We start from the raw sequence: 16,609 nt of genomic DNA on the forward strand, positions 1-16,609 counted from the left end.
CTCGCCGCAAGCGACATACTCACAGCTCGCTACAGGCGTCATGCCTGCGGTTCGTTGCAAATGTCATGCTCACGGCTCGCCGCAAGTGTCATGCTCGCGACTCGCCACGGGCGTCATACTCAATGCTCGCCGCAGGTGTCGTGCCCGCGACCGGCACGGCTCGCACACCCGGGACATCATCGGCCGGTGGGCGCGCGAGCCGCACGGCTGCTAACCCGTCTTGGCCTTCGGCGGCGAGTAGTTCGGCCGGCCGAGACCGAGGATGTGCTGGGCGATCATGTTGCGGAACACCTCGAGCGTGCCGCCGTAGATGCCGCACAGCGGCGCCCAGCGGTAGATGTACTCGATGCCGCCGTCGTCGGCCGCGCCCTCGGTGTCGATCGGCAGCGCCGACGCGGGGCCGAGGATGTCCATCAGCTCGGGCGAGATGTCGCGCATGGCCTGCGCGATGGCGACCCGGCCGAACATGTGCGGCGCCGAGAGCGCCGCTTCGACGCGGGCGATATTGCGACCGAGGCGGTAGGCGACCGAGGTGTCGTCGAGCGGCCTGCGCCCGTCGGGCCCGGGGCGCGCGGCGATGGCGGCAAGCTTGTCCACCGATGTCGCCATCATGGTGCCCTGGTGCACGAGGATCGAGACGTCCTGCAGGCCGTCGCCCTCGGCGTCGACCACGCCGTGCTCCTCGTTGAGCGGACCCATCAGGACCGCCCAGCCGCCGTTCACGTCGCCGAGGCGGTATTTGTCGTCGACCCGTACGTCGCTGTAGTAGACGATGTTGGTGCGGTCGCCGTCGACGGTGCGGATGCCCTGGATCTCGATGCCGGGGGTGTCGAGCGGCACCAGGAACATGGTGAGGCTCTTGTGCTTTCGCGCCTCCGGGTCGGTGTTGGTGATGAGGAAGGCGTACTGGCAGTTGTGCGCGCCGGTGGTGAACATCTTCGACCCGTTGATCACCCACTGGTCGCCGTCGCGGACCGCGCGGGTCTTGCACATGGCAACGTCGGAGCCGCCCTCGGGCTCGGTGTAGCCCAGGCACAGCCGGACCGTGCCGTTCTCGACGCCGGGCAGCACCTCGGCCTGGAGTTCGGGCGACCCGTGTTTGCGCACGGACCCGGCGACGATGGTTGTGGTGCCCCAGGTGACCCACGGCGTGTGCACGCGGCGGCGCTCCAGATCCCAGATCCGCTGCCGCAGCCGGTTGAAGCCGCCGTCCTCCTCCTTGGCCATGTCCGCGGTCAGGTAGCCCTTCGCGCCGAAGGCCAGGTGCACGCCCTCGTCGAAGTTGTCCCCGGTCTCGCGGTCGCGGCGCCGGACGTCGTCGGTGACGGTCTCGGCCAGGAATCCGCGCACCTCGTCGAGGAATCGCTGATCATCGGGTGCGAGTTCGACTTTCGAGAAATCCATGGTGTGCTCCCAGTCCTATGCCGAAGTGACGGCGAAGTGTTCGGCGATCTCGACCGCGCTGGCACCGAGGTCACCGGCGGCCAGCGGCCAGCCGCGCGCCCGCACCAGGTACGCCGCGGCGGCGGCTTCGGTGGCCACGCCGAGACCGCCTTGGACCTGCACGGCCACGGTCGCGGCCTTCGGGGCCTCCTCGGCGATGTAGACGAAGGCCGCCGCGGACAGTCCCGGCTGGTAGTCGGGTTCGTGTTCGAGGAACCACGCGGCACGGCGGGCCAGGTTGCGCGCGGCGTTCACCGTGACCGCGACATTCGCCAGCGGATGGGAGATGCCCTGCAGCGTGGAGATCGGGACGCCCATGGTGTAGCGGGTGGTCGCGAATTCCGCCGCGATGCGCAAGGTCTCGTCGACCAGTCCGACCAGGGCGGCGGCGGTCAGCACACGCCATTCGTCGAGCGCCCTGCGGTATTCCGCGCGCGCCTGCTCGCCACTGGCGAGCACGGTGCGACGGTCGGCGGCCGCCGGGTCGACCCAGGCCATCGGCAGACGGCCGATGTTGTCGACCTTCGCGGGCCCGGTGTCGAAGCCGAGGCGCACGATGTCTCCGCCGTCGCGCACGATGATCTCGTCGGCGATCGATCCGGACGCGATCAGCCGCACGCCGTCGGCGGCGTCGACGCGGGTGTCGAGCGCGATGATCCGCCTGCCTTCGACGATGTCGGCGCTATCGCCGTCACCGGCGGACAGCGCGCCCAGGCGGGCCAGCAACCGGGCGGCGACCACGTGGTCGATCCAGGGCACCGGCGCGATGACGCGGCCGAGTTCCTCGGCGACCAGGACGAGTTCCACCAGGGTCGCGCCGTCGCCGCCCACCGATTCCGGCAGCGCCATCGAGGTCGCGCCGGTGCCGCACAGCTGTTCCCACAGATTCTTGTCGAATCCGGCCGCCTCGGCCGCGTGCACGGCTTCCAGCGAGCACCGCGATTTGAAGAATTTCGCGTACACGGCCTGGAGTTCGGCCTGATCGGCCGACAGGCTGTAATCCTGTCGGCGCAATTCGTAACGGTCCACCATTTCCTGCTCCTTGTTCCGGCGGGTCAGTCGCCGACGGATCGTTCGCCGAAGAAGAATTCCTGCGCGTTGTTGTAGAGGTAGTTGTCCAGGACATCCTCGGGCAGGTCGAGGGCCACCGCCTCTGGCACCAGCCTGCGCATGGAGAGCACCGGCCAGTCCGAACCGAAGATCACCTTGGTCTTGCCGCGCGTCCGCATGAAGTGGATGAGGCTCTCCGGCAGTCGTTTCGGCGACCACGCCGAGGTCATGAGCCGCAGGTTCTCGTATTTGATGAGCAGCCGGATCGCGACGTCCCACCACGGATCCGCGCCGTGGATCATGCACAGCTTCAGTTCCGGGAACGTGTAGCACACCCGGTCCAGGTAGATGGGATTCTGCACTTCGCCGGGAATCGGCGGCCCCGGAATTCCGGTGTTCATGCACAGCGGCAGGCCGATTTCGGCGCATTTGTAGTAGAGCGGGTAGTAGACCGCGTCGGTGGGCGGATACCGGCCGTCGCCCCAGAAACTCGCACCGATGGTGGTGTAGGTGACGGGCAGATCCTTCGTCAACGCGACCAGTTCGCGCAGCGAGGACACCGGATGCAGCAGATCGACACCGTTGAGCGCCAGCGAAAAGCGGTCGGGACGCGCTTCCACGAATTTCAGCGCGGTGGTCGACGGCTTGGCCATCGAATACATCAGGACGGCCTTCTCGACGCCCTGTTCGTCCATTTCGTCGAGCAGTTCGGTGAGATCGACCTGCGCGTACATCGATTTCGCGCCCTTGAAGTAGTCGTCGCGCACCTTGAGCATCCAGTTCGGTTGCTCGCGTTCACCGAAGTGCACGTTGACCAGACAGTCGTTGACCTTGGGCATGCTCACGCTCCGATTCCGTGCGCGGCGTCCTGCGCCGCGCGCGCCATGGCCCACCGGTAGTCCGGCTTACCGTTGCCGAGGCGGCGGATCTCCTCGACGAGGATCACCGCCTTCGGCGCCTTGAATCCGGCGAGCCGTTCCTTGCACAGCTCACGCAGCTGCGACTCGATATCGTCGGTGGCGTCGGCGCACACCAGCGCCACCACCTCGTTGCCCCATTTCTCGCTCGGCCGCCCGACCACGAGCGCGTCGCTGATGCCGGGATGCGCGCGCAGCACTTCCTCGACCTCTTCGACGAAGACCTTCTCCCCGCCGGTGTTGACCACGAGCGCGTCGCGGCCGAGCAACCGCAGCGCGCCATCGGCGTCGACCGTGGCGCGGTCGCCGGGAATCGCCATGCGGACGCCGTCGATCACCGGGAAGGTGCGTTCGGTGGCGGCGCGGTCGTCGAGGTAGCCCAGCGGCACGCGGCCGGTGCGCGCCGCCCAGCCGACCTCGGACTCACCAGGGATCAGGAAGCGGGTGCGGTCGTCGGACACGGCGGTGCCGCCGGGCATCGGGGCGAAGGCGTCCACCTCGTTGCCCTTGGTGCTGCGGCCGAAGCCCATGCCGCCGGTCTCCGAGGAGCCGTAGCCCTCGATGATGTAGGCGTGCGGGAGCAGGTCGAGCAGGTCGCGGCGGTGCACCGGGTTGGTCGCCGCGCCGCCGGTTCCAATGGCGAGCAGCGAGCTCAGGTCGTAGGAGCGTTCGCGCATGGCGCGCACCAGCGGACCCGCGTAGGCGTCGCCGACGATGGTGAGCAGCGCGGCCTTCTCGGTCTCGGCGATGCCGAGCGCGGTGTGCGCGTCGAAGCGATTGCGATCGTCGTAGAGCGCGATGGTCTGACCCGAGAGCAGCCCGGCGAAGGAGGTCCAGATGCCCGCGGCGTGCGAGAGCGGTGAGACGGCGAACCACACGTGTCCGGTCATCTCCGCGAGTTGGCGCAGTCCGTCGCCGGATTCGTGGTCCGCGCCGTTCATCGACGACACGTACACATCGCCCTGACGCCACAACACGCCCTTGGGCCTGCCGGTGGTCCCGCCGGTGCACAGCATCATCAGGTCGTCGGGCGAGGTCTCGATGACCGGTTCGTCCGCGCCCGCGGCCACCGCGTCCTCGTAGGCGATGGCGCCCGCGAGATCGGGACCGTCGGAGCCGTCGTCCACCGAGATCAGCAGTTCGACGCCTTCGGGCGCGGCCTGCTCGACCACCGACGCGAAGGACCGGTGGTAGACGATGCCGCGCGGGCGGACATAGGCCAACAGGTCGCGGATCTCGTGCGCGGTGTAGTGGTGGTTGATGTTGACCGGCACGACGCGCGCCTTCATACAGCCGATCATCACGTCGAGGTACTGGTCGTTGCGCATGACGAGCGCGATGCGGTCCTGTCCGCATTCCCAGCGTTCGAGTTCCGCGCGCGGGGTCTGTTCGCCGAAGCCGCGTTCGGCCAGGAAATTCGCGAATTTCCGGGTGCGCAGCGCGGTCTCGCCGAAGCTGCGGCGGCGCTCGCCGCAGATGGTGAGGGTACGGTCGGGCACCGCGGCGGCGACCTCGTCGAAGACCCCGCTCAAAGTCCACTCGGTCAACAGAGTCCTCCGATGCGCGAGGCCGGTGCTACGTGTCCTGTGTCCATGGTGGTCTCTCTCATTCCGCCGGGTGGTCGCTTCGCCAAGTGCGGGCGGCCGTCGGACAACGCGTCCACGCGCCACCTCCTGCGGTCGAACCAGCTGTGCCGCAAACCGAATAGATACGTCTACTGTATACGTATCAGTACGGCTCGGCGCAAGAGTTCGCGATACCCGCCCACGGGCGAGGACCGGTGGCACTCGGGTCACGCGGGCCGCGCGCGCACCGATTCCCACCGCAGGAACGGTGTCTTTTACTGTATATGTGACAGTATGAATCGTGACGGCGGTAGAGACCAGGAAGAATCGGGGACGACGGTGACCGAGAACAGCTCTTCCGACGACGGCGCGGGCGACGTGCGGGTCCGGCGCGACGGATCCATCCTGCGGATCGCCATCGACCGGCCTGCACGCCGCAACGCGCTGTCGCCCCCCATGGTCGACACCCTCGTCACCGCGCTCACCGCGGCCGCCACCGACGACGAACTGCGCGCGGTCCACCTGACCGGCGCGGGCACGGACTTCTGCTCCGGCGTCGACTGGGTCGCGACCAACACCAACGGCAAGCGCCCGAGAACCGGCGACCTGGTCCGACGCATACCGCACACCGCCCACCGCGTCGTCGAACTCGTGCACACCCTGCATCTGCCCGTGGTCTGCACGGTGCGGGGCTGGGCGGCGGGCATGGGCTGCAATCTGGCACTGGCCGCCGATTTCACCCTCGCCGACACCGGGGCCCTGTTCTGGGAGCCGTTCCTGCCGAGAGGGTTCAGCCCCGACAGCGGTTCGACCTGGCTGCTGCCGCGCCTGATCGGCCTGGCCCGCGCCAAGCGGATGCTGCTGCTCGGCGAGAAAGTGTCCGGGTCGCGCGCCGCCGACTGGGGGCTGATCCACGACGCCGTTCCCGCCGCCGACCTCGACGCCGCGACCGAGGACCTGCTGGCCCGACTCGCGGGCGGGCCGACGGTCGCCTTCGGCTTGGCCAAGCAGGCCGTGCACCGCAATCTCGCCGCCGGACTCACCGAGGCCATGGACCGCGAGTTGCACGCCGTCGAACTCGCCTGCCGTACGGCGGATTTCAAGGAGGGACTGGCCGCTTTCCGACAGCGCCGCACGCCGGACTTCCAAGGCCGGTAGAGCCGAGGTCGGTAGAGCGCTGTCCCGACGACAGTTCGAGCAAGTGAAGAGGTCGCTATGAGAACCAAGGGTGCGCTGCTGTGGGGCCGCGACCAGCCGTGGTCGGTCGAGGAGATCGAGATCGGTGAGCCGAGACCGGGCGAGGTCAAGGTCAGGATGGAGACCGCCGGGCTGTGCGACGCCGACCATCACCTCGTCACCGGCGATATCGCCATGGCGGATTTCCCGGTGCTCGGCGGGCACGAGGGCGCCGGCGTCGTGGTCGAGGTAGGGGCGGGCGTCTTCGACATCGCGCCCGGCGACCACGTGGTCATGTCCTTCGTCCCGAGTTGCGGCACCTGCCCGCCGTGCCGGGCGGGCCTGTGCAACCTGTGCGATCTCGGCGCGGGCCTGCTCGGCGGCGCCGCGGTCGCCGACGGGACCTTCCGCGTCACCGCGAACGGGCGCGACGTGCACCCCATGGCCCTGGTCGGCGCGTTCGCGCCCTACGCGGTGGTGCATCGCGCGTCGGTGGTCAAGATCGACCCGTCGATCCCGTTCGAGATCGCCTGTCTCGCCGGCTGTGACATCACCACCGGCTACGGCTCGGCCGTGCACACCGCGCGCATCCAGCCCGGCGAGGACGTCGCGATCATCGGCCTCGGCGGTGTCGGCGCGTCGACGCTGCAGGGCGCGGTGCTCTCCGGCGCGCGGCGCATCTTCGTGGTCGATCCGGTCGAGTGGAAGCGCAAGCAGGCCGAGAAACTGGGCGCCTCGGAGGTCTATCCCGACCTCGCCGCCGCCACCGCGGGCATCGCGGAGCTGACCGGCGGACGCATGTGCCACAAGGTGATCGCCCCGATGAGCCGCCGCGACGGCCACGATATCGAGGCGCTGCTCGACCTGACCGCCAAGGCGGGGACCTGCGTGCTGACCGCCGTCGGCTCCGCGCTCGCCGCCGAGGTTCCGCTCACCCTGCCGATGCGGACCCTGTTGCAGAAGAACTTGCAGGGCAGTCTGTTCGGCGGCGGCAACCCGCACGAGGACATCCTCGAGGTGCTCGCCCTGCACAAGCTCGGCGACCTCGATCTCGGCGGCACGGTCACCCGCGAGTACCGGCTCGAGCAGATCAACGAGGGCTACGAGGAGATTCGCGAGGGGCAGAACCTGCGCGGGATCATCCGCTTCACCGACGCCGACCGCTGAGCCCGGATACGCGGAGCACCCGGACGAGAAAGGTGCGCCGGATCCGAATGATCCGGCGCACCTTGCTATTTCGTCGAACCGAACTCAGGGCATGATGGCCGTGCGCAGCACCGGCTCGGGTGATTGCTGCCTGGCGTAGAGGCCGCGCTGCAACGACAGCAGCAGTGCGTTGCGGGTCTCGTCGGGCCGGATGAGTTCGTCGAAGCCCATGTGTTCGGCCGACAGGTAGGACGCCTGCAACTCCATCTCCGCCAGTTCGGCGGCCACATCGTCGCGCGCGTTCGAGGCGCTGCTCAGCGCGGCGGCGCTCATGGCGCCCATGGTGGCGCCGGGATAGGCGAAAACGCCCGCCTGCGAGTCGTATCCGATCAGCGACATGACCATGGAACCGAATCCGTACGCCTTGCGCAGTGTCACATGCAGTTTCAAGGTCGTCGCGGTGGTCTGCGCGACGAACATCTTGGCGCCCGCGCGCAAGACGCCCTCGCGCTCGGACTCACCGCCGGGCAGCATGCCTGGATTGTCGGCGAGGAAGACGATCGGCAGGTGGAAGGCGTCGGCCACCGAGATGAAATGCGCGGCCTTGTCGGCGGCGTCGGTGTCGATCGAACCCGCGATCACCTGGGGTTGATTGGCCACCACCGCCACCGGGTGACCGCCGAGATGGGCCAGCGCGCAGATGATCGCCGTGCCGAACTCGGGCTGCACCTCGAACCAGTCCGTGCCGTCGAAGACGACATCGAGCACCTTACGCATGTCGTAGGTGTTGCGGTTCTCGCGGGAGATGATGTTCAACAGCTCCGGCGTCGCCCTCGGGCCGGTCGACTCGTCCGGAAGGTACACCGGCGGGTAGGACCACGCGCTCGGCGGGAAGTAGGACAGGTAGCGCCGGATCTCGTCGAGGACGTCCTCGTCGGTCTCGGCGACATTGTGCACGACGCCGCTGGGCAGCGCCACACCGGGTCCGCCCAGATCCTCCTTCGAAATGTCCTCGCCCGTGGACATCTTCACCACCGGCGGGCCCGCCGTGAAGATCGAACCCTGCCTGCTCATGATCGCGAAATCCGAGACCGGAGCGATCAGCGCGCCGTGGCCCGCCGACGGCCCGAGCACGCCGGTCACCATCGGCACCTTGCCCGAACACTGCGCCTGGGCCAGCAGATCGGTGGGCGTGCGGCCGTAGTGCGCGCCGGTCGGGCGGAAACCCGCGCCCTCGAGCAACATGATCAACGGCACCTTGTTGCGCACCGCCATCTCGGCGAGGCGGTAGCGCTTGGAATTGCTGCCGGGGGCGATGGTGCCCGCCAGCGTGGTGAAGTCCTCCGCGCCGACCATCACCGGCGTGCCGTTGATCAGCCCGGAACCGGCAACCAGCGCGTCCGCGGCGGCCTCGGCGCCACCGACCAGCGTGCCGAATTCCTGGAAGGTGCCCTCGTCGAGCAGGTGCGCGATCCGCGCCCGCGCGTCGAGTTTGCCCTTGGCGTGATGTTTGGCGACCCGCTCGGACCCGCCCATCTCCAACACCCGAGCGCGACGCTGCTCGAGATCGTCGAGCGTCTTCTCCCATGCCTCGGCATTTGTCATATCGGGGACCTGCTCCTGTGGTTCGGTGGACCGGTGACGGCGGACGGTGCTGACCCGCGCGCCGCCCGAGTCGATCGGGCGGCGCGCGCGGACCGCTCAGTCCAGGGAAAAACGAATCGGAAGATGTTTCAACCCTCCGACGAAGGTAGTCGCGGTCAATTCGGGTTCGCCCGCCAGTTCGATCGACTTCAGCCTCGGCAGCAGTTCGGAGAAGAACTTGCCGATCTCCATGCGCGCCAGCCCCGCGCCGAGGCAGAAGTGCACGCCGAAACCGAAGGCGACATGCTTGTTGGGTTCGCGTTCGATGTCGAAGCGGAACGGCTCGTCGAACGCCTCCTCGTCGCGGTTGGCCGAGACGTAGGACAGCAGCAGCGAGTCGCCCGCCGGAATGGTGATCCCGTTGACCTCGGCGTCCTGGGCCGCGGTGCGCATGAACGCCTTGACCGGGGTCACCCAGCGGATGATCTCCTCGGTGGCGCGCGGCATCAGCCCGAGGTTGCCGCGCAGCAGGTCGAGTTGGTCGGGATGCTCGACCAGCGCCCGCAGGCCACCGGAGATGCTGCTGCTCGTGGTGTCGTGGCCCGCGGTGGCGATGATCGCGTAGTAGGACATGATGTCGACGTCGTTGAGCGGTTCGCCGTCGATGGTCGCGTTGGCGATGGTGGAGGCGAGATCGTCGGTCGGGTTCGCGCGCCGCGAGTCGGTGAGGGTCTTGAAGTAGGCGAACATCTCGAGCAGCGCGTTCATCGTCTCGTCCGACGGCGTGGAGCGCTTGAGTTCGTCGTCGTCGCTGCCGACGAGTTCCTGGGTGAGTTTGAGCATGAGCGGGAAGTCGGCCTCGGGCACGCCGAGCAGCGACATGATCACATACAGCGGGAAGTTCACCGCGACCTCTTGGACGAAGTCGCATTCGCCGCCGGTGTCGCGCATCCGGTCCACGTAGCGCTTGGCGAGCTCCTCGATCCGTTCCCCCATCGCCTTCATCGCCTTGGGGCTGAACCAGTCGGCGGCGATGGCGCGCACGACGCGGTGCTGCGGGTCGTCCATGTGGATCAGGGTCCTGATGCCGACCGCGGCCTGCATGTCGTCGGACTCCGAGGTCATGAGCACCGGCCTCGGCCAGTTGGTGAAGACCCGGTTGGCACGTTCGACGGCCATCACGTCGGCGTGCTTGGTGATCGCCCAGAACGGCTTGTACAGGGGCACCTCGACCCGCGCGACCGGCTTGCTCGCGCGCAACGCGGCCAGCGCGGCGTGCAGCCGCGGCTCGTCGGTGTACGCGGTCGGCTCCGCGAGGACGTTCGCGGCCTCGTCGACGATCGGCATGCTCATCAGCACCCTTCCCGGTCCTGGAGAATTCGGTGGTCGTTGTCAGCGCAGGCGAGAGCCCGCAGCGTTGTCAACGATCTCAAGAGTGATTTATAGTTGGCCTTACTGTCAAGCATTCTGTAACGGATCCGCCCGGCGTTGCGGACGAGCCGCCGAGCGAGTCGGAAATGGTGGAATCCATGGTTTCTGAGCAACGCCGGATCGTCGTCGTCGGCGCCGGATCGGGCATCGGCGCGGCCACCGCGGCCCACTTCCACGAGCGCGGCGACCACGTGCTCGCGGTGGACCTGCGACCCAACGACACCCCCGCCGCGCAGCACGAGACGGTCGATCTGCGCGAGGCGGACTCCATCGCCGAGTTGCTCGGTCGCATCGGCCCGGACTGGGACGCGCTGGCCTACGTCGCGGGCGTGCCGGGCACCGCGCCCGCCGCCGACGTGCTGCGGGTGAACTACCTCGGCATGCGCCTGTTCACCACCGGCATGCTGCCGCTGCTGCGCCACGGCGGATCCATCGTCACGGTGGCCTCGGTCGCCGCGCTCGGCTGGGAGCAGCGCATCGCGGACCTGACCGGACTGCTCGACGCGACCGACGCCGCGACCGTCGAACAGTGGCAGGCGGGCCAGGATCCGAACTATCCCGTGTACAGCACCTCCAAGCAGGCCGCGATCATCTTCGCCAAGCGCCTCGCCCCCAGCGCGTGGCAGAAGTTCGGCGTGCGGGTCAACACCGTGAGCCCAGGCCCGACCGAGACCCCGATCCTCACCGATTTCGAGGATTCCATGGGCAAGGAGGTGCTCGACGCGGTGAAGGCCACCATCGGCCGCCACGCCACGGTGGCCGACATCGTGCCGGTGATCGCCTTCCTGGCCGGGCCGGAGTCGCGCTGGGTCAACGCCCAGGACATCCACGTGGACGGCGGATTCGTGGCCCCGATGATGGTTGGCGCGCCGATCGAACTCTGATCGGGACGCCGCGTGAGCGCGGCTCGCCGTGGACGGCGGGCCGCGCTCGGTCGTCTTGTCCCGACTCCCGGGAAGACCGCCGCGACAACGCGGTATCACCGGGGTGAACCTTGTTGCCGTTGGCAATGATGTTGTCTACTGTATGCGTTACAGTATGAATAACTCCGAACAGCCGTGCGGTGTGACGAAGCCAGAGGTGAGCTGTGAACAGCCCAGTTGAGGACAAACCGGCGACGATCGTGGAAGTCCCCGATCCCCACGATCCCTACCCCTTCTTCGCCGCACGCAGACGCGAAGGCGGCGTGTTCCACGGATCGGTGATGGACTACTCGCGGACACCGAAGGAACTGCGCCCCGCCGACAGCTACGCCGCCATGTCGTGGGCGGCGGTGAACAAGGCCCTGCGCGACAGCACGACCTTCAGCACCCAGCTCTACGACAGCACGATCGGCATATTCATGGGGCCGACCATCCTCGCGATGAGCGGGCTCACCCACAAGCAGCACCGGAACCTGGTGTCGAACGCGTTCAAACCGCAGTCGCTACAGGTGTGGGAACCGGAGATCGTCCGCCCCGTCGTCGACGAACTCATCGACAAGTTCATCGACGAGGGCCGCGCGGATCTGGTGCGCGACTTCACCTTCGAATTCCCCACCCGCGTCATCGCCCGCCTGCTCGGCCTGCCGGAACAGGATCTGCCGTTCTTCCGCGAAGCGGCCGTGTCGATCATCAGCTACGCGAGCAACGTGCCCAAGGCGCTGCAGGCGTCCAAGGACCTGAAGCAGTACTTCCTCGGCCACATCGAACAGCGTCGCGCCACGCCGAGTGACGACATCATCAGCGATCTGGTCAACGCCGAGATCGACGGCGAGAAATTGTCCGAGCGCGCGATCTATTCCTTCCTGCGCCTGCTGTTGCCCGCGGGTCTGGAAACTACGTACCGCTCGACCGGAAATCTCATCTTCCAACTGCTGCGGCATCCGGAACAATTCGCGGCGGTGCAGGAGAATCGCGATCTGCTGCCGCAGGCGATCGAAGAGGGACTGCGTTACGAGACGCCGCTCACCATCGTCCAGCGAAATGTGACCCGGGACACCGAACTGGAGGGCGTCGCCATTCCGGAAGGCGCGGTCCTGGATATCGTGCTCGGTTCGGCCAACCGCGACGAGAATCGCTACGAGCGCGCGGAGGAATTCGATATCTTCCGCACCTACTCTCCGCACATCAGTTTCACGGCGGGCACCCACACCTGCCTCGGCCTGCACCTGGCGCGCATGGAGACCCGGGTGGCGATGGACGCGCTGCTGAGCAGGCTGACCAACATCACCCTGCTGCCCGAAGGCAACCCGCACATCTTCGGCCAGCCCTTCCGCTCGCCGACCGCGCTGCCGGTGACCTTCGATGTCGTCTGACCCGTCGCGCACCGACCGAATCCGAGGAGAGCTGTGACCACTCGCGACCTTTTCGACCTCTCCGGCCGTTCCGCGCTGGTCACCGGCGCGGGCGGCGGCATCGGCGCGGCCGTCGCCGCCGCGCTGGCTGCCAGGGGCGCGGCGGTGCTCGTCACCGATCTCGACCCGGCGGCCGCGGCGGCCACGGCCGAGAAGATCGGCGCCGACGGCGGCCGTGCCGCGAGCGCCGCGCTCGACGTCGGCGACCGCGCCGCCGCCGATGCCGCCGCCGCGGCGGCCGCCGACCTGACCGGGGGCACCCTGAACATCGTGGTCAACAACGCGGGCATCACCGAACCCGCGATGTTCCGCGACACCACCGAGGAATCGGTGCTGCGGATGCTCGACATCCACGTGCTCGGCGCGTTCCGCTGCGCGCAGGCCGCGCTGCCGTATCTGCCGACCGACGGCACCGGCCGCATCATCAACGTCACCTCCTCGGCGGGCCTGATCGGCACGCTGGGACAGGTGAACTATTCGGCCGCCAAATCCGCCATCGTCGGCATGACGAAATCGCTGGCGAAGGAATTGGCGCGCAAGCAGATCACCGTGAACGCGCTCGCGCCCGCCGCCGCCACCCCGATGACCGCGACCATCCGCACCGATCCGAAATTCGCGGAACAGATGCTCAACCGCATTCCGATGCGGCGCTGGGCCGAACCGGAGGAGGTCGCGGGCGCGTTCGTCTTCCTCGCCTCCGACGCCGCCTCCTTCGTCACCGGGCAGGTGCTGCCGGTGGACGGCGGTCTGGTGATGTGATGGGCGCCCCGAGCGCGGCGCCGCTGGCAGGCGTCACCGTGGTGTCGATCGAACAGGCCGTCTCCGCGCCGATGTGCACGCGCACCCTCGCCGATCTCGGCGCGCGGGTGATCAAGGTGGAGCATCCGCGCGGCGGCGATTTCGCCCGGCACTACGACGACGTGGTGCACGGCCTCGCCGCGCATTTCGTCTGGGCCAACCGCGGCAAGGAATCGGTGACCCTCGACCTGAAATCCGCGGACGGCATCGCGATCCTGCACCGACTGCTCGACGAGGCCGACGTCTTCGTCTCCAATCTCGCCCCGGGCGCCACGGCCGCGCTCGGCTTCGGCCCCGACCAGATGGCCGCGCGCCATCCCGGGGTCGTGGTCATGGAGATCGACGGCTACGGCGCCGGCGGTCCGCTGTCGCACAAGCGCGCCTACGACCTGCTGATCCAGGCCGAGTCGGGGGTCTGCGCGGTCACCGGGACGCCGGGCGCGCCCGCCAAACCGGGGCCGCCCATCGCCGATGTCTGTTCGGGGCTGTACGCGGCGCTGGCCGTGCTGGCGATGCTGGTGCGCGAGCGCGGCGCCGACACGCCGTCGGCCGGGTCGGTGAGCCTGTTCGACACCGCCGCGGAGCTGATGGGCTATCAGCTCACCTACACCCGCCACACCGGCGTCGACCAGCAGCCGCTCGGCATGAGCTCACCCGCCGTCGCGCCCTACGGCGCCTACCCCACCGCCGACGGGCGCACCGTCGTGCTCGGCACCACCAACGACCGCGAGTGGCAGCGGCTGGCCCGCGAACTCATCGGCCGCCCTGATCTGGCCGACGACCCGGCCTACGCGGGCAACGCCGACCGGGTCCGCCGCCGCGCCGACCTGGACGCGGCCCTGTCGCAGTGGTGCGCCCGCCACGACCTGTCCGAGATCCAGAAGCGCGCCGACGCCGCAGGAATCGGCAACTCCCGCTACAACACCCCGAGCGAGGTCATCGACCATCCGCATCTGGCCGCGCGGGAACGCTGGGGCAGCGTCGACACCCCGGCGGGTCCGGTGCCCTCGCTGCTGCCGCCGCCGATAATCGCGGGGTACACCCCGCCCATGGGCGCGATCCCCGACCTCGGCGAGCACACCGACGCCGTACTCGCGGAGTTCGGATTCGCGGACGCCGATATCGCCCGATTCCGCGAGTCGGGCGCCATCGGGCCCACCGCCACGCGGGCACACCGACGTGCCGCACCGGCGCAGACGAAAGGACGATCCACGTGACCGACGAATCCCCTTTGCTGATCGAGGACGTCGGCAACGTCCGCACCCTGACGCTGAACCGCCCGCACCGCAAGAACGCCATCACCATGGGCATGTGGTCGGTATTGCGCGACACCCTGCACGACGCCACCTACAACCGCGACATCCGCGCGCTGGTGCTGACCGGCGCGGGTGACGCGTTCTGTTCCGGCGCCGACATCTCCGACGCCGCGGGCGTGGACGAATTCCCGGATCCGAGCCGCGACATGCGCGCGATCAACGAGGCGATCCTGCGCCTGCACGATCTGCAGGTGCCGACCATCGCGAAGGTGCGCGGGGTCGCGGCGGGCGCGGGCTGGAATCTGGCGCTCGGCTGCGATCTGGTGGTGGCCTCGGATTCCGCGCGCTTCTGTCAGATCTTCAGTCGCCGGGCGCTGTCGCTGGACTGCGGCGGCTCGTGGCTGCTGCCCAAACTGGTCGGGCTCCAGCAGGCCAAGCGGCTGGCGTTGCTGGCCGAAATGATCGGCGCCAAGGAGGCGCACGATCTGAACCTGGTCACCTATATCAAGGCCGAGGACGAGATCGACGGCTTCGTCGACGAACTCGCGACGCGCCTGGCCTCCGGTCCGCCGACGGCGCTTGCCCAGACCAAGGCGCTGCTCAACGACGGCACCGATCACACCATGCGCGAGGCGCTGGCCAACGAGGCGCGCGCGCAGACCATCAACCTGTCCGGGCGCGACGTGCTCGAGGCGTTCGCCGCGTTCTCGGAGAAACGCGATCCGGTATTCACCGGCGGTTGGGGAGCATCGGGATAGGGGCGGCGGGACAGGCGGAAGTCGGGCGATAATTCGTTATCGCCGGACGCCGTCGAGAATTGCGGATCGGCCGAAGAATGTGACCCAGCCAACTTCGGCCGCCGAATGCGGCGCGATGTGCGCCGAAACACGCGCGCGGCGAGGTGAACGCACCGCTTCGAAACGCCCGACAGTAAAGGTCGTGGTATGATTTACCGTGCTACTTTCAGTCCGGCTGGTGCGTGCCCGAAACCGGGTGTCGGAAACACCTTTCGCGGACCGGAAAAGAGCGCAGGCTCATCGGCTTGGACCTGAAGTGACGTGTTCGTGTTCAGGTAAGTAGACCTATCACGGAAGTGGGATCGAGAATGACGAAACGAAGCGCCGCAGCCAAGCGGCCGAGGCGCGAGCGTGGCTCTCTCAATCCGGACGACATCATCGAGGGCGCGTTCGAACTCGCCGAACAGGTCTCGATCGACGGACTGAGTATGCCGCTGCTCGGCAAGCACCTGGACGTTGGCGTCACCAGCATCTACTGGTACTTCCGGAAAAAGGACGACCTACTCAACGCGATGACCGACCGCGCGCTGAGCCAGTACGTGTTCGCCACCCCGTTCGTGGAATCGCGCGACTGGCGCGAATCGCTGCTCAACCACGCGCGCACCATGCGCAGCGTATTCCTCGGCAATCCCATCCTGTGCGATCTGATCCTGATCAGGTCGGCGCTGAGCCCGCACGCCGCGCAACTCGGCGCGCGCGGCATGGAGCACGCCGTGGAGAGCCTGGTCGAGGCGGGCCTCTCGGTGGACGAGGCCTTCGACACCTATTCCGCGCTGAATCTGCATATCCGCGGATCCGTTGTGCTGCAACGGCTCTACGACAAGAACAAGGAGCAGGACGCGGAGGCGGGCGCGTACTACGACGACATCGCCATCGACCCCGACACCACTCCCCTGCTCGCCGAGGCGATGGCCAAGGGACGCAAGACCGGCGCACCCGACGACCGCAACTTCGAGTACGGATTGAAGTGCATCCTCGATCACGCGAGCGCGCTGCTCGAAGCGAGCAAGAACGCGGCGGACGCGGCGTCGCGAGGCGTGAGCGAAGCGGCGGCAGCCGGATAGCGCGCGAGCGGGCAGCTCCTCCCACGGGGTGACAGCTGGTTCCGAGC

At 68.2% G+C, this 16,609-nt stretch carries 14 protein-coding genes; 8 read left to right on the forward strand and 6 right to left on the reverse strand.

Annotated elements, in window-relative coordinates; translation table 11 throughout:
- Nucleotides 1-210: 210 nt before the first annotated feature.
- Genes IT779_RS17020 through IT779_RS17035 form a run of 4 tightly spaced genes read right to left on the reverse strand, consistent with a single transcriptional unit; the run spans nucleotide 211 to nucleotide 4,957 of the window.
- The gene (locus IT779_RS17020; RefSeq protein WP_196150294.1) at nucleotides 211-1,404 is read right to left on the reverse strand and encodes an acyl-CoA dehydrogenase family protein; all 1,194 of its coding nucleotides are present in this window, start codon (nucleotides 1,402-1,404) and stop codon (nucleotides 211-213) included.
- 15 nt (nucleotides 1,405-1,419) lie between these two features.
- Nucleotides 1,420-2,472, reverse strand: a complete 1,053-nt coding sequence (locus tag IT779_RS17025) for an acyl-CoA dehydrogenase family protein (RefSeq protein WP_196150418.1) — start codon at nucleotides 2,470-2,472, stop codon at nucleotides 1,420-1,422.
- Nucleotides 2,473-2,498: 26 nt separating this feature from the next.
- Complete coding sequence (locus tag IT779_RS17030; RefSeq protein WP_196150419.1) at nucleotides 2,499-3,332, reverse strand: amidohydrolase family protein; 834 nt, start codon at nucleotides 3,330-3,332, stop codon at nucleotides 2,499-2,501.
- A 2-nt stretch (nucleotides 3,333-3,334) separates the two neighbouring features.
- Nucleotides 3,335-4,957 carry an AMP-binding protein gene (locus IT779_RS17035; protein WP_196150295.1) on the reverse strand — a complete coding sequence of 541 codons (1,623 nt, stop codon included), beginning with the start codon at nucleotides 4,955-4,957 and terminating at the stop codon, nucleotides 3,335-3,337.
- Between the two features lie 357 nt (nucleotides 4,958-5,314).
- Here IT779_RS17035 and IT779_RS17040 point away from each other — a divergent pair, with 357 nt between their 5' ends.
- Both IT779_RS17040 and IT779_RS17045 read left to right on the forward strand, forming a co-directional pair.
- Entirely contained in the window at nucleotides 5,315-6,133 is an 819-nt protein-coding gene (locus tag IT779_RS17040) for an enoyl-CoA hydratase/isomerase family protein (protein WP_332838838.1), read from the forward strand.
- A gap of 57 nt (nucleotides 6,134-6,190) precedes the next feature.
- Nucleotides 6,191-7,318, forward strand: coding sequence for an NDMA-dependent alcohol dehydrogenase (locus IT779_RS17045; protein ID WP_196150297.1), 1,128 nt, complete (start codon nucleotides 6,191-6,193; stop codon nucleotides 7,316-7,318).
- Nucleotides 7,319-7,402: 84 nt separating this feature from the next.
- Here the strand turns inward: IT779_RS17045 and IT779_RS17050 are convergent, their stop codons facing one another.
- Both IT779_RS17050 and IT779_RS17055 read right to left on the reverse strand, forming a co-directional pair.
- Complete coding sequence (locus IT779_RS17050; protein WP_196150298.1) at nucleotides 7,403-8,902, reverse strand: acyl-CoA carboxylase subunit beta; 1,500 nt, start codon at nucleotides 8,900-8,902, stop codon at nucleotides 7,403-7,405.
- Between the two features lie 96 nt (nucleotides 8,903-8,998).
- Nucleotides 8,999-10,234, reverse strand: a complete 1,236-nt coding sequence (locus IT779_RS17055; protein ID WP_196150299.1) for a cytochrome P450 — start codon at nucleotides 10,232-10,234, stop codon at nucleotides 8,999-9,001.
- A gap of 176 nt (nucleotides 10,235-10,410) precedes the next feature.
- Between IT779_RS17055 and IT779_RS17060 the strand changes: the two genes are divergently transcribed.
- The 6 genes from IT779_RS17060 (at nucleotide 10,411) to IT779_RS17085 (ending at nucleotide 16,562) form a co-directional block, all read left to right on the forward strand.
- Nucleotides 10,411-11,196: an SDR family oxidoreductase gene (locus IT779_RS17060; RefSeq protein WP_196150300.1), complete on the forward strand. Its 786-nt coding sequence runs from the start codon at nucleotides 10,411-10,413 to the stop codon at nucleotides 11,194-11,196.
- 203 nt (nucleotides 11,197-11,399) lie between these two features.
- On the forward strand, nucleotides 11,400-12,608 hold the full coding sequence (locus tag IT779_RS17065) for a cytochrome P450 (protein ID WP_332838839.1): 1,209 nt from the start codon (nucleotides 11,400-11,402) through the stop codon (nucleotides 12,606-12,608).
- A gap of 33 nt (nucleotides 12,609-12,641) precedes the next feature.
- Nucleotides 12,642-13,406, forward strand: a complete 765-nt coding sequence (locus tag IT779_RS17070) for an SDR family NAD(P)-dependent oxidoreductase (RefSeq protein WP_196150301.1) — start codon at nucleotides 12,642-12,644, stop codon at nucleotides 13,404-13,406.
- Nucleotides 13,406-14,662 (forward strand): CaiB/BaiF CoA transferase family protein, encoded by a 1,257-nt coding sequence (locus tag IT779_RS17075; RefSeq protein ID WP_196150302.1) that lies wholly within the window; start codon nucleotides 13,406-13,408, stop codon nucleotides 14,660-14,662. The genes IT779_RS17070 and IT779_RS17075 overlap by 1 nt, the downstream gene beginning before the upstream one ends.
- A complete protein-coding gene (locus tag IT779_RS17080) occupies nucleotides 14,659-15,459 on the forward strand; it encodes an enoyl-CoA hydratase/isomerase family protein (RefSeq protein WP_196150303.1) in 801 nt (266 codons plus the stop codon). Before IT779_RS17075 ends, IT779_RS17080 begins: the two co-directional genes overlap by 4 nt.
- A gap of 347 nt (nucleotides 15,460-15,806) precedes the next feature.
- Nucleotides 15,807-16,562, forward strand: a complete 756-nt coding sequence (locus IT779_RS17085; RefSeq protein WP_196150304.1) for a TetR/AcrR family transcriptional regulator — start codon at nucleotides 15,807-15,809, stop codon at nucleotides 16,560-16,562.
- Nucleotides 16,563-16,609 lie beyond the last annotated feature (47 nt).

The sequence above is a fragment of the Nocardia bovistercoris genome, from assembly GCF_015674855.1.
Lineage (GTDB): Bacteria > Actinomycetota > Actinomycetes > Mycobacteriales > Mycobacteriaceae > Nocardia > Nocardia bovistercoris.